Annotated in this window: 13 protein-coding genes and 1 tRNA gene; all 14 read right to left on the reverse strand. The window is 37.8% G+C overall.

Annotated features, from left to right (window positions below; translation table 11 throughout):
* Positions 1 to 12: 12 nt before the first annotated feature.
* Entirely contained in the window at positions 13 to 1,407 is a 1,395-nt protein-coding gene (locus ACLTU0_RS04095) for an MBOAT family O-acyltransferase (protein WP_412321477.1), read from the reverse strand.
* An 18-nt stretch (positions 1,408 to 1,425) separates the two neighbouring features.
* Entirely contained in the window at positions 1,426 to 1,872 is a 447-nt protein-coding gene (locus ACLTU0_RS04100; RefSeq protein ID WP_117967611.1) for a DUF4358 domain-containing protein, read from the reverse strand.
* A 21-nt stretch (positions 1,873 to 1,893) separates the two neighbouring features.
* Entirely contained in the window at positions 1,894 to 2,715 is an 822-nt protein-coding gene (locus ACLTU0_RS04105; RefSeq protein ID WP_412321478.1) for a GDSL-type esterase/lipase family protein, read from the reverse strand.
* 89 nt (positions 2,716 to 2,804) lie between these two features.
* Positions 2,805 to 3,815, reverse strand: coding sequence for a glycosyltransferase family 2 protein (locus tag ACLTU0_RS04110; protein WP_412321479.1), 1,011 nt, complete (start codon positions 3,813 to 3,815; stop codon positions 2,805 to 2,807).
* A gap of 2 nt (positions 3,816 to 3,817) precedes the next feature.
* Complete coding sequence (locus ACLTU0_RS04115; protein ID WP_412321480.1) at positions 3,818 to 5,002, reverse strand: CDP-glycerol glycerophosphotransferase family protein; 1,185 nt, start codon at positions 5,000 to 5,002, stop codon at positions 3,818 to 3,820.
* A 24-nt stretch (positions 5,003 to 5,026) separates the two neighbouring features.
* Entirely contained in the window at positions 5,027 to 5,410 is a 384-nt protein-coding gene (gene panD, locus ACLTU0_RS04120; protein ID WP_412321481.1) for an aspartate 1-decarboxylase, read from the reverse strand.
* Positions 5,411 to 5,424: 14 nt separating this feature from the next.
* A complete protein-coding gene (gene panC, locus ACLTU0_RS04125) occupies positions 5,425 to 6,264 on the reverse strand; it encodes a pantoate--beta-alanine ligase (RefSeq protein WP_022230777.1) in 840 nt (279 codons plus the stop codon).
* Between the two features lies 1 nt (position 6,265).
* On the reverse strand, positions 6,266 to 7,102 hold the full coding sequence (gene panB / locus ACLTU0_RS04130) for a 3-methyl-2-oxobutanoate hydroxymethyltransferase (RefSeq protein WP_412321482.1): 837 nt from the start codon (positions 7,100 to 7,102) through the stop codon (positions 6,266 to 6,268).
* On the reverse strand, positions 7,099 to 7,908 hold the full coding sequence (locus ACLTU0_RS04135; protein WP_308456116.1) for a Rossmann-like and DUF2520 domain-containing protein: 810 nt from the start codon (positions 7,906 to 7,908) through the stop codon (positions 7,099 to 7,101). The genes panB and ACLTU0_RS04135 overlap by 4 nt, the downstream gene beginning before the upstream one ends.
* A gap of 143 nt (positions 7,909 to 8,051) precedes the next feature.
* Positions 8,052 to 8,140 (reverse strand) — tRNA-Leu (locus tag ACLTU0_RS04140).
* A 119-nt stretch (positions 8,141 to 8,259) separates the two neighbouring features.
* Positions 8,260 to 9,255, reverse strand: a complete 996-nt coding sequence (locus tag ACLTU0_RS04145; RefSeq protein ID WP_147513696.1) for a peptidylprolyl isomerase — start codon at positions 9,253 to 9,255, stop codon at positions 8,260 to 8,262.
* A 226-nt stretch (positions 9,256 to 9,481) separates the two neighbouring features.
* On the reverse strand, positions 9,482 to 10,486 hold the full coding sequence (locus ACLTU0_RS04150; RefSeq protein WP_117968889.1) for a hypothetical protein: 1,005 nt from the start codon (positions 10,484 to 10,486) through the stop codon (positions 9,482 to 9,484).
* A 4-nt stretch (positions 10,487 to 10,490) separates the two neighbouring features.
* A complete protein-coding gene (locus ACLTU0_RS04155; RefSeq protein ID WP_118446660.1) occupies positions 10,491 to 10,958 on the reverse strand; it encodes a zinc ribbon domain-containing protein in 468 nt (155 codons plus the stop codon).
* Positions 10,959 to 11,205: 247 nt separating this feature from the next.
* Entirely contained in the window at positions 11,206 to 13,791 is a 2,586-nt protein-coding gene (gene adhE / locus ACLTU0_RS04160; protein ID WP_412321483.1) for a bifunctional acetaldehyde-CoA/alcohol dehydrogenase, read from the reverse strand.
* Positions 13,792 to 13,807 lie beyond the last annotated feature (16 nt).

A 13,807-nucleotide genomic window follows, 5' to 3' on the forward strand; every position in this document is an offset into this window, starting at 1 on the left:
TTATATCACCCCTTAGAAACGGAAATACAGGAACGGATTATAGCTTTGATTTACCAGTGACGCCGTACAAAGCACAATCACAACCGCACAAAATGCAATTTCCAACACGCCCATATACTTTTTATACTTTAATTTCAAATACGTGTTCTTCCATATCGGAAGTGACGCCATTGCCGTCACAATCAAAATCGGCAAATACATAAGTATTGTACTGAGCGTATCACCGCCGATAATACCGTTTTTCAACGTAAACATACTTGTCAAATACGTCGCAAATTGTCCGAAATCTTCAAAATAGAAAATTGTCCAACCGAGAAGTATTAAAAACAATGCGTATATGTGTTTTAGCAAAGACGGCAATTTTTCAAGATATTTGCCGTACACATATTTTTCAAGCACAAGGATAACAAAATAATAAATTCCCCACGCAATAAAATTAAAATTTGCACCGTGCCATAATCCTGTCAATGCCCAAACTGCAAACAAATTAAAAATCACACGCGGTAATTTGCACCTGTTGCCGCCGAGCGGAATATAAACATAGTCGCGAAACCATGAACTAAGCGAAATATGCCATCTGCGCCAAAACTCAGTTATCGTCTTTGAAACATACGGATAATTAAAGTTTTTCATAAATTCAAAACCGAACATTTTACCCAGTCCGCAAGCCATATCGGAATATCCCGAAAAGTCAAAATATATCTGAAACGCATATGAAATTATGCCAATCCACGCACCGACTATGCCGTTTGACGACGTTCCTCTGATTGTATCCCAAAGTACACCCATTTGATTTGCAATAAGAACTTTCTTCGCCAACCCAACTGCAAACAACTTTATACCGTCGGCAAACTGCGATATGTTTTCACGTCTTTCATCAAGCATTTTCGCAATGTCTGTATATCTTACAATCGGCCCTGCTATTAGCTGTGGAAAAAATGAAACATACGTTCCGAACGACACAAGGCTTTTTTGTGCTTTAGTGTCCCCTCGGTATACATCAATCGTATACGATAACGTCTGGAATGTATAGAATGAAATTCCTATCGGCAACGGTAAATTGATTTTTGGCATAAAGCTAAACGGCGGAATTGCTCTCAATATATCAGTGACAAATCCCGTATATTTAAACACCGCCAAAAGTCCTAAACTAATTACAAGCGACAAAACCAAAAACGTTTTTTTACGTTTTTGGTTATCGCGGTATTTTTCTATCAGCAGTCCGAATATATAATTCGACACGACAGAAACAATCATTATTAAAATAAAAACAGGCTCTCCCCAACCGTAAAATACAAGATTGGCCAAGAGTAAAAATGCATTTCTGAATTTTCTCGGCACAATATAGTATACCGCCAAAACTATCGGCAGAAACACGAACAAAAATAATAAACTTGAAAAGTACACTACCTACACCCTTTCAAATTATTTTGTATATTGGTCAATTATGCTCTGTACGCTTGATGAGTCCTCGCTTACGCATACGATAACGTAATCACCGACAGTTTCAACAACGCAGTCGTCAAGCTTTGACACTTCATTCGGTGCATAGCTTGTGTATGTTGTTTTTTGTGTTTCAATATGTTGTTCGGCTTTTTCTTTCACTGATTCCGTATCTGATGTTTTAAATATTGTAATTTCATCAACAACCGCCGGTGTACCTGTATATGACACACATTCTTCAACTTCGCCGTCTGAAATCATATATCTCTTTTCAGCAATATCCGATGAAACCTCCGTAAGCTGTTCCGCAAATTTACCGTCACTCGACAATGCCGACGCAAGCTCATTTATATCAACAGCCTTACCTCCGCAGCCTGCAAGCGATACGCACATCATAACTGCCGCCAAACCCAAAACTAATTTTTTCATCTCATATATCCTCTCTTCTGATTATTTTATATTATTTTGTATATAAACCAAGCACTTTTTATAATAATCTTCTCCGAAATGAATACCGTCACTCGCCACTCCGTCAGGCAAATTGCCGTCCTCGCCTACAACGGCACTGTATACGTCCGCATAGACAACACCTTTGCTCTCGGCAAGTTTCTTTATCAATTCATTGTATTTAACTATTTGCTCGTTATTTGTATTATCCACGTTATTGTCCGATACCTCTTTGGTTACCGGGGTTATCGCAAACAAATATATTTTTGCCGTACTCTGATATGACTTTGCTTTGTCAATAAGTGCACCGTACTGCTCTACAAATGTATCCGAATTAGCCCAACCAAGTTCGTTTTCACCGAATATCATAAATATTTTATTGTACTTCTTGCCGTTGTTAAGTTCTTCAATAACAGGCACTGTACCCGTTGATGTGGATTTCGTCATTGCGTCATTGACATTCAAACCGATTCTCGCAAAATAATCCGCACCTTCTACAAGGCTGTAATTCATCATTCCGTCTACGAACGAATTACCGATGAACGCCGAATTTTGATAATAATTTTGGTCAATATCCGATGAATTTGATTTTTGTGCCGGTGCAGTTGTCGGCGTCTGCGTTGACATAGCCGCAAGCTCCTCCTGTCTTTTCTGCTCCGCCCTTTGCGATACGGACGACACGCACCCTTTAATTGCGAATATAACAAGAGCTGCGATTATAATTGCAACTGCAAATACAAATACTCTGCGAATTAAAAATTTACGTCTGCGTTGTTCACGCAAACGCTTTCTTCTGATCATTTCAAGACGTTCTTTCTGATTCAAAATTCTCTCCCCTTAATTTATACATCAATAAAGTGGCACTATAAAATAGTACCACTGTTTTATTCTTTAGTCAATAGCTTGTGTCAAATTCAGTCGAATTTATGTTTCAAAATATGAAGCACAATTCTTACATAAATCGCTCTGTAATTTTTCTTTTTCATACTCTTAAAAATCGGATGGTTGATTTCTATACCGTCACAAGATATATCGTCCATAAAAATATCCGTTATTTCTTTTAACCTCGCATACCTTGCATTGCGGTTTAATTTCAAGTTCGGATTAAACAAAAAGCAGAAACTTCCGAATGTTTTATGAAAATAATCGTCATAAATTCTCTGCAAAACGTCCTTGTTATTTCTGTTCCAGCTTAAAACAATGTCCTTAACGTACATTGTAGACTGTCTTGACGTATCAAAAATATCAAAGCGATACTTATCCCAAAATCTTTTATATGAGTTTACATAGTATCTGCAAAGTACATCGCCGGTCATATAAAAACTGTCTATACAGTTTACATACCTTGCGACAAAAACATCGTCCTCGCTTTTTCTGAGCTTAGGAAACTCAATACCGTTTTTTCTGATTATATCGGTCTTGTATAGCTTAAACCAAGCCGCCCCTTGAATACCGCGTTCGCCGTACATAAACATATGCTCATAATAATCTTTTCGTGCATCTTCGCCTGTACGTTTAAGTCCGTCAGCCTTTTTGACAGTGCGGAAAACCTTTTCACCGTCAAACATAGAAAAACTGCACACAACAAGGTCGGTATTTTCATTTTCCATATAACGGACAAATTTTTCTATCGCATTTTTTTCAAGATAATCGTCTATATCAAAGAAATATATATAATCGCCCGTTGCTTTTCTAAGTGCCAGATTTCTTGCCGCACCGGGTCCTTCGTTGTTTTTGCCGAATACCGCAATACGTCTGTCCTTATCCGCCTCGGCAAGGCATTTCATATAACTTCCGTCTTTTGAACCGTCGTCAATTATTATAATTTCAAGATTTTCATATGTCTGTTCCGTTATACACTTAATTCCGCTTTCAACCCACTCTTCCATATTGTATACGGGAATTATGATACTTACTTTTTTCATACTCAACCTCTGTCGCAAATTTCTTTTATAGCCTCAAAATTACGTTGTGAATTATTTTCATCTCTAAGCGTAAAGAATTTATCAATTCTTTTTCTGTACTTATCATCAAGCACGCAACCGTTTTCAAGTATTCTGTCAAGTTCGTCTATAACGTCATTTTCATCATACAAAATTTCACCGAAACCGTCACGTTCATAGTCGAAATAACCTTCTTCGTAATGCTGTTGTCTGAATGACTCTTTGTCAAACTGATAGAAAATCATAGGTTTTTCCATATATCCGTAATCAAAAAACACGCTTGAAAAATCGGTTATAAGAACGTCCGATTTAATAAGTAAATTTTGCACCGTACTGTCATTGAACGTAACAATCTTAACTTGCTCGCCGCCTTTAAACGTATCAATAAATCTCTGAAACTCAATATGAGGATAGAAAAGCAATTCATAATTGTATTTTTCAAGAACGTTTTTTAATTTTTCACTTGCAAGAAAATTTGAATACACCTTGTAATATTCGCTTTTTACAAATTCTTTTTTGTCAGCCCCTTGAAGATTGTATCGCCAAGTCGGCATAAGCAAAACTTTTTTTGTCGGCTGTTCATTTTTATACAGTGCGTCATAACGGCACAAACCAAGCATTTGCACAACGCTATCCTTATATCCGTACAAGTTCTTGACATACTCGTATTCAGGCTTTGCCGAACACACAAACAAATCCAAATTCACATTATTGTTATACAAATATGTAAGGTTATCCTTGATGATACCGTGCTGTAAAAATATCTTTTTGCCCTTTATAATACCCTTTTTATCAGCCTTAACAAAAAAATCTATGTACGGTGTGTAACCCATAATATGTGTACTGATTTTTACTTTTGACAGCACAAGCGAAATGTAATGTTCAAAACTGTTATGATTTATAATTCTGCCGAGTTTTTCCACACGTTCTCTGTCAGCGGAATCTTTCGTTATTGCGTAAGCAATATTGATTTCGGGATGATTTGCGGTAATGTACTTGAACAAATAATACGCATTATCCCTTGCGTCAATTCCGCGCTCCGCTATAAGCCATAAATCCTTATACTTTTCTTTGTTTTTCGCAAAAGGTGCGACAATTACCGCCGCACCGTATTTTACGAAACAGGAAATATAATCCTTTGACTTCTTTATAAATGTATGCAAATTCATATATATCCCTCCAATATGCAAAGATTACTTTATTTCTCCGTGTTTTTCATACTGCGTGATTTGCGACACCTTGTTGTCGTCATCAACAAATACAACTGTCGGCCTGTGTTCTTTTGCCTCGTCCGCCGTCATATTGCAGTATGCCATAATAATAACTTTATCACCCTTTTGAACACATCTTGCCGCCGCACCGTTAAGGCATATAACGCCCGAATTTTCTTCTCCGGCTATTGTATACGTTTCAAAGCGCTGACCGTTGTTTACATCAACTATCTGCACCTTTTCATATTCAAGTATACCGGACGCTTTCAAAAGTGCCGTATCAATCGTTATACTTCCGACATAATCAAGTTCTGCCTGTGTAACGGTTGCACGATGTATCTTACCTTTAAGCATTGTTAATTCCATTGCTTATTTTCTCCTTACTCCATTATAAAATTATCTATTAAACGTGTTTTTCCGATATATACCGCCATTGCGCAAAGGAGCGGCTTTTGTACTTTTTCAAGTGTTTCAAGCTGATTGAAGTCAACCATTTCCACATAGTCAATCTTTGCAAGAGGTTCTTTTCCAATCTCCGCTTTGATTGCCAAAATAATTGTCTTTACGTCTGTTTCGCCGTCTGCAATCATCTTCTTGCCGATTTCAAGCGAACGTGAAAGGCATAGTGCCGCCTTGCGTTCGTCTGCGTTTAGATATGTGTTTCTTGAACTCTTTGCCAAGCCGTCATTTTCACGAATTATAGGACAACCGACTATTTCAATATCAAAGTTCAAGTCCTTAACCATCTTCTTTATAACGCATAACTGCTGTGCGTCCTTTTGACCGAAATATGCTCTGTCAGGCTGAACGATATTGAACAGCTTACTTACAACAGTACACACACCTGAAAAATGAATAGGTCTTGTTTTACCGCAAAGTACCTTTGTAATCTTGTTCATATCAACAAATGTAAGTGCATTGTCATACATTTCATCAGCTTCAGGATTAAATATAATTGACGCACCCGCACTTTCGCAAAGTTTCGCATCCGCATTAATATCTCTCGGATAACTTTCAAAATCCTCGTTAGGACCGAACTGTGTAGGATTTACAAAATCACTTACAACAACTCTGTCATTTTCCTTTACCGCACGCTCTATAAGGCTTTTATGTCCTTCGTGAAGATAACCCATTGTTGGAACAAGACCAACCGTAAGTCCTTCCTTTTTCCATGCTTTAACTGTTTTCCTTACTTCATCTATTGTTTTTACTATCTGCATTTTATTCTTCCTCCGTTATTTGTTTCATAACTTCTTCACTCATTTTAAACGAATTTTCCTCTTTTGGGAATGTACCGTTTTTCACTTCGCTGCAATATTCCTTAAAGCAATTTTTCATACTCTCGCCCAATTCACCGTATTTCTTTACAAACTTCGGTGTAAAATCGGAATACATTCCAAGCATATCCTGATATACAAGCACTTGACCGTCACAGCCGTTGCCCGCACCGATTCCTATTGTAGGAATTGAAAGAATTTCCGTTATGTATGTTGCAAGCGGTGTCGGTACACATTCCAAAACAACCGCAAATGCGCCGGCTCTTTCAACCGCTTTTGCGTCATCTATAATTCGTTTTGCGTCATCTATATTTTTGCCCTGAACCTTAAAGCCGCCGAACGCGTTGACCGATTGAGGCGTCATTCCGATATGACCGACAACAGGAATAGACGCGTCTACGATTTTTCTTATATGTTCCTCAAATTTAACTCCGCCCTCAAGTTTAACCGCGTCGGCATGACCTTCTTTTATGAGTCTGCCTGCGTTCACAACTGCGTCATACACAGATGTTTGATACGACATAAACGGCATATCCGTTACGACAAGTGCATTTTTTGCACCTCTTGCAACGATTTTACTGTGATGTATCATATCATCCATTGTCACAGACAATGTACTGTCATATCCCATAATAACCATACCAAGCGAATCGCCTACAAGTATTGAATCAACGCCTGCCTCGTCCTCAAGTTTTGCCGTTGTGTAATCATAAGCTGTAAGCATTGTAATTTTTTCACCGTCAGTTTTCTTATTTTTAAAGGTTACTGTTGTGTTTTTCATTCTATTCCTCCGTTTTTCATATCAAATATAACATTTGTCAGTTCTTTGTATAACTCTCTTGTTCTTTCATCAAGCACTTCAATATGTTTTTCAACAGTCGCCATATCCCCTCTTGCCGCAGGTCCTGTGATTGCTTTTTCACAACCGACTTTAAGTATATTGTCCATATTGCACTTCATCAGTGTTGACAGTGCACTCTCACTTTCCGACTTTGAAAAACCGCACTCCTGTAAAAGCTCCGTTGCCTTATAGCAAACCGATACGACAAAATTTGACGCAAAACACGCCGCCGCATGGTATTTGGCTTTATTTTCCGGTGTAATAATCTTAAATCTGTTACCGCATAATGAAAGAATTTCTGAAACAGTATCAACTGCTTTTCCGCCACCTTCGACAGTAAAAAAAGCGTTTGATATTGCATTTAATGACGTATGCTTGCTGTTAAATGCCAGCATCGGATGAACACTGCAAACATTTTCACTGTCTGCACCTTTAAAAATTTCACTTGACACAGAGCCGCTGCAATGACATATAATTTTCTCTTTTAAATTCATATCCTTGATTTTGTTCCAAATCGTTTGGATATTATCATCATTTGTAGTTATAAAAATTATGTCACTATTATTTATAAGCTTTTCACGGCTGTAAAGCTCAAAATCTTCTGTATTGTTACTTCGTGACGAGAAACCGATTACATTTACGCCCTTGCTTCTGAAATAGTAAGCCAGACTCATACCGCATTTTCCCGCTCCGATAAATCCTATTGCGTTTATATTATCACCTCCGATAATATCACCGCAACGCACTAAATGTCAGGTGCAATTTTCTTCCGAAATACCGCCCATCAGTTTTATTTTATCATATTTTGTTTTGTATTACAATATTATTTCACTAATTAATATTATATTTTTTCAACAAAAAATGACTTAGAACAAAGTTCTAAGTCATTTGGTGCCGATGACCGGGGTCGAACCGGTACGGGAATTTCTTCCCACGGGATTTTAAGTCCCGGGCGTCTGCCAGTTCCGCCACATCGGCATACTTGTCAACAACATATGAAATTATACCATACTTTTTGACATTAGTCAAGACTTTTGTACGAAAAAAGATTAAAAAAGCAAGTCTGTTTTTATAACAGACTTGCTTGATTTGTCATTTTATTTAGCCTCTGTTGTAGGTTCCGCCTCTGTTGTAGGTTCCGGCGTATCCTTTGGCTGAATAACCATTTTATCAATCTTATCTTGGTTTACCTCTACCTTGATACCCAATTCTTCAGCTTTCTTTTCAAGAGCCTCTTCTTGTTTCTTTGAAGTGACTGCCGACTGAACTGCTGATTTATTGTTTTCCAAATACTCACCAAACTTTGAATCCGATTCGTCTATCGGTAATCTTTTTATGATGTGATAACCGTAATCTGATTTACACATTGTGATTTCGCCCGGCTCGATTGACTTTGTCGCATCTTCAAATTCAGAAACCATTTCACCGTCTGTAAAGAAGTATCCGTCTTGATTTGATTCCATACCCGGGTCTTCATTGTATTCCTTTATAAGTGCATCGAAATCTTCACCGTTCTTTGCTCTTTCAAGAATTTCGTTTGCTTTCTTTTCAGCCTCTGCAAGCTTGTCTTCATCAAGATCTGCACCTGTCGTCATATCCTTTGTTGAAATAAGAATATGCTTTGCTCTTAAATAATTATCTACGAAATACTGCTTAACTTCATCATCTGTCGGTTCTGCAACGTCAAGCTGATCCATTATCTGCTTTGAATATGTTGATGCCGAAATAATTGTTTCCATTATATCATCATCAACACCGTACTTTTTAAGCAACTTATCGCCGGCTTTTTTACCGCCCTGTTGAGCCTTAAAATTTGAAATAGTGCTTTTAACTTGTTTAGCCTCATCGTCGGTTAGAGTTATATCCATTGCCTTTGCAACTTCTTTTAGAAGATATTCTTGCTTTAGATTATCAACTGCGGTGTCTACGTCCTCTGTACCCATTCCGTAATTTGCGAAGAAATTAACCGCACCTTCCGTAATATTAGTATCGCCTATTTTCATAACAGTTTGACCGTTTCCCGAACAACCTGCAAGCAACATTGCACCAATCAATGATACACTTGCTATTTTTCCAAATCTGCCAAAATTCATAATTATATTCCATAGCCTTTCTGCCCACAATTATTCTATTCTAACGCTTATCAGCGGGCAGATAAGTCGTTATATTCGTTATATGTTTAACACATACAACACATATTAGTATATTCCTTATTGACGTTTATGTCAATAGATTTAAAAAATTGTTTACAAAAAGGCCATAATTTTCTATCAAAAAAGACCATAATTTACTTATGATCTTTTCATGTATCATTCAATTTTATGAAAGCATTAATACAACTTCAAGCACAATCACAATTGCACTTAAAATGCTAAGCACGGTTACACCGAGAACGCATTTCTTTTTAAGTTTTACAAAACTCGATTCAAGTTCTGAAATTGTATTTTTTGTATTAAGTTGTGTATTTTTCAAATCGAACACACTGTCATTAAGTTTTGAAATCGAATTAAATGCTTGTTTAACTTCCGAAACACTTTTCGCTATTTCATCAACCGAATTTTTGATCTCGGAATAATTATCCTTATGTTCTTTCATTCTTTCGTTATCTTGAACATCAATAATATTCAACTTTTCCGAAATATCTTTAATCTTCGATTTCAAGCCGTCAATATCCTCTGACACATTTTGAATTTTGCTTTCAACATCATCAAATCTGTCTGACATTTCAGATACAGAAACAACGCTTTCGCGAATGTTATCAAGCTTATTGTCAATCTTTTCAACCGAATTTTTAACGGTATTCTTAACTTTTTCCTTTATACCGCTTTCGTCAACGGCATTTTTAATATCTTCCTTAATATCCTCTGCCGTTTTTACAACCTTTTCAAAAGAATTATCTTTCTTTTTTTCTTCTTTTTCGTTTTCAGCCTCAGTTGTATTTTCGGCTTCTTTTTTAGCTTTAAATTCATCAACCTTGCTTACAACCGTGTCTTTAAACTTTCTTGCACCGTTTTCAATGTCACCGGCTTTTTTCTTGAATTTATCGATAACACTTTGAATATTAATCGTTTCGTTCAAATTAATTCTTTGAGTGTTTTCAACAGGCTCTGCATCGGCATCATTATCTGTTTTTACATCGACATTTTTCAAAAATTCTTCATATTCCTCGTCAGTGCCTGTGTAAAAAGCGTCCTGACCGTCATATGATTCTATGTTCATTCCCTTTTTATCCATCTTGTCACCCTTATTTCCGTGAAATTTCTTAGCTATATCTCTGCCCTTTTCATAGGCATAATCAAAAAACTTATCAAATCTACCGGACATATAATTAATCCTCTTCTGTTTCAGGTTTTTTAGCGTTTATTATAACAACTTCATCATCGTCATAACTGTCTGTATCGTCTGAATTTACGTTGTAAATTCTTTCACCGCACTTTGAGCAGTACACATCATCAGAATGATTATACGCACCGCATTTCGGACACTTTACGTTTTCTTTAAGCTGATAAAGCTGTTCTTTAAGCTCGTTAACTTCCTCCGTCATAGCGTCGATTTTAGCGAACTTTTCTTCCATATCGTCAATCACTTCGCCTGTTGATTTATAATTTTCATATACAGACTTTCCAATTTCGGTATAGATGTCCTTAATTTTGCTTTTCGTTTCGCTTATTGAAAACTTTAATTTTGTTTGGTTTACTATGTTGTTTGTTTTCTCAATGACTGTTTTTGTCACCTGCACCGCGCTGTCCTTAGCTTTGTTTGCGTGTTCCTTTATTTTATCAAATACTTCTTCCATTTTAAAATCGCTCCTTCCTAATTTATTATATGCCGATTAAATTAATTATTTATATTATAACATAAAATGAGTGCTTTTATATGACATTTTCATTATTTTTTCGTTTCACAACAAATTCTGACATTACGTTATTTTGAATAAAAAGGAAAAGGGGCTACCTTTCGGTAACCCCCGTTGATTGATTATGGAATACAGAACTTTATATTCCGCAATCAATTATATACCTATTTCCGATAAATTTCAACAATTAGTTTACACCTTTATAAGCGTCTATCATAATCTGTTCAATTTCCTTAACAAGCGGCAACTTCGGATTTGCAGTTGTACACTGATCCTCAAAAGCCTTGTTTGCAATGTCAGGAACATTTCTCATATAAGTTTCTTCATCAATTCCGCATTCAGAGAATGACAACGGCTCATTAACTTCTTTCATAAGGTCTATAACCGCATTTATAAGGCTCTGTACGCCCTCCTCTGTTGTTTTTGCAGGAAGTCCCAAGAATGCTGCGATTTCAGCATACTTTTCATCTGCAATGAACTTCTTATACTTAGGGAATGACACAAACTTTGAAGGTGTTGACGCATTATACTTAATTACGTGCGGCAACAATACTGCATTTGCTCTGCCGTGAGGAACGTGATACTCACCGCCGATTTTATGAGCGATTGAGTGATTTAGTCCCAAGAATGCGTTTGTAAATGCCATACCTGCCATACAACTTGCATTGTGCATTTTTTCTCTTGCCTCTGCGTCCTCAGCACCGTTCTTGTATGCTCTCGGAAGATACTTGAATACAAGCTGAATAGCTTTCATTGCAAGACCGTCTGTGTAATCCGACGCCATTACAGATACATATGCCTCAAGTGCGTGTGTAAGCACGTCAAGACCTGTGTCGGCAGTTGCTGATTTCGGAAGTGACATTACAAACTGCGGGTCGATAATCGCAATATTCGGTGTTAGTTCGTAGTCTGCAAGAGGATACTTCATATTATTCTTCTTATCAGAAATAACCGCAAAACTTGTTACTTCACTACCTGTACCGGAAGTTGTCGGAATAGCTACAAGTTGTGCCTTATTACCCATCTTAGGGAACTTAAACGCACGTTTTCTTATATCAAGGAAACGAAGTCTCAGTGAATTAAAGTCTACATCAGGGTGTTCATAGAACAGCCACATACCCTTTGCGGCGTCCATTGCACTGCCTCCGCCAAGTGCGATAATTACGTCAGGCTTAAATTCGTCCATCATCTGTGCACCGCGTTTTACTGTTTCGATTGACGGGTCAGGCTCTACATCTGAGAAAATTTCACAATGAACGTGCTCCGTTCTCTTTCTTAGGTAATACAAAATCTTATCTACATAACCAAGAGAAACCATACCCGGGTCTGTTACGATAAATGCACGAGTGATATTCGGCATTTTTTCAAGGTACTGAATTGAATTATGCTCAAAATAAATCTTATCCGGAACTTTAAACCACTGCATATTTACTCTCCTCTTAGCCACTCTCTTCTGATTTATAAGGTTCACCGTTGTAACGTTACCGCTGACACTGTTACCGCCGTAGCTACCGCAGCCAAGTGTAAGTGACGGCATATTTGTATTATAAATGTCACCGATTGCACCGTGTGATGACGGTGAATTTACGATAAGACGGCTTGCTTTCATTGTTGCAGCATACTTTTGAATTACATCTTCATCATTTGCGTGAATAACAGCCGAGTGTCCCATACCGTGGAACATAACCATTTCTTCTGCTCTGTCGATTCCTTCTTCTGTTGAATCAACGATAAAGTATGCAAGTACCGGACTCAACTTTTCTCTTGAAAGCGGATATTCAGGACCTACGCCGTCAAGTTTTGCAAGAAGAATTTTCGTACCCTCAGGAACTTTCACTCCCGCTTGCTCCGCAATCCATGTTGCAGGCTTACCTACAATTACAGGGTTTACAGCACCCTTTTCACTGTCGATGCAGTAATCGCTAAGCTTTTTAATTTCGTCAGGCTTTGCAAAGTAGCAGCCGTATTTCTTCATAAGTTTTTCAAATTTCGGTGCGATTGCCTTATCTACGATTGCGGCTTGTTCAGACGCACAAATCATACCGTTGTCGAATGTTTTTGAAAGGATAAGGTCGTTAACCGCTTGTTCAAGGTCAGCACTCTTATGAATGTAGCAAGGTACGTTACCCGGACCGACGCCAAGTGCAGGCTTACCTGTTGAGTATGCCGCCTTAACCATTCCGCTGCCGCCTGTTGCAAGAACTGTTGCAACACCCGGATGATTCATAAGTGCGTTTGTTGCCTCGATTGATGGGTATTCAATCCACTGTATACAGTTTTCAGGCGCACCTGCCGCAACTGCCGCGTCAAGAACTATCTTAGCAGCCGCCGCACTGCATTTTTGAGCGCCCGGATGGAAACCGAAAATAATAGGGTTTCTTGACTTAACGGAAATCAAAGCCTTAAACATTGTTGTCGATGTAGGGTTTGTAACAGGTGTAACACCACATACAACGCCTACAGGCTCTGCTATAATTTCGTAATCTTCAAGGTCGTTTTCAGCAATAACACCAACTGTTTTTTCATTCTTGATTGAATGATAAACATATTCTGTTGCAAACATATTCTTGGTTATTTTGTCCTCATACACGCCTCTGCCTGTTTCCTCAACAGCCATCTTTGCAAGCTCCATATGCTTGTCAAGACCTGCAAGAGTCATTGCCTTTACGATTGTGTCAATCTGTTCTTGATTAAGTGCCATAAATTCGTCCAAAGCCTTTTGTGCTTTTGCAACGTAGCCGTCAATCATTTCATTTACGTTAATCTCTGCCATAATAATTCCATAGCCT

The organism is Hominilimicola sp. (genome assembly GCF_046972485.1).
GTDB classification, from domain to species: domain Bacteria; phylum Bacillota; class Clostridia; order UBA1381; family UBA1381; genus Hominilimicola; species Hominilimicola fabiformis.

Coding starts and splice junctions, on each gene's coding strand:
- ACLTU0_RS04100 (WP_117967611.1), bottom strand. CDS start 1,872: ATGAAAAAATTAGTTTTGGGTTTGGCGGCAGTTATGATGTGCGTATCG.
- ACLTU0_RS04110 (WP_412321479.1), bottom strand. CDS start 3,815: ATGAAAAAAGTAAGTATCATAATTCCCGTATACAATATGGAAGAGTGG.
- ACLTU0_RS04115 (WP_412321480.1), bottom strand. CDS start 5,002: ATGAATTTGCATACATTTATAAAGAAGTCAAAGGATTATATTTCCTGT.
- panD (WP_412321481.1), bottom strand. CDS start 5,410: ATGGAATTAACAATGCTTAAAGGTAAGATACATCGTGCAACCGTTACA.
- panC (WP_022230777.1), bottom strand. CDS start 6,264: ATGCAGATAGTAAAAACAATAGATGAAGTAAGGAAAACAGTTAAAGCA.
- panB (WP_412321482.1), bottom strand. CDS start 7,102: ATGAAAAACACAACAGTAACCTTTAAAAATAAGAAAACTGACGGTGAA.
- ACLTU0_RS04145 (WP_147513696.1), bottom strand. CDS start 9,255: ATGAATTTTGGCAGATTTGGAAAAATAGCAAGTGTATCATTGATTGGT.
- ACLTU0_RS04150 (WP_117968889.1), bottom strand. CDS start 10,486: ATGTCCGGTAGATTTGATAAGTTTTTTGATTATGCCTATGAAAAGGGC.
- ACLTU0_RS04155 (WP_118446660.1), bottom strand. CDS start 10,958: ATGGAAGAAGTATTTGATAAAATAAAGGAACACGCAAACAAAGCTAAG.
- adhE (WP_412321483.1), bottom strand. CDS start 13,791: ATGGCAGAGATTAACGTAAATGAAATGATTGACGGCTACGTTGCAAAA.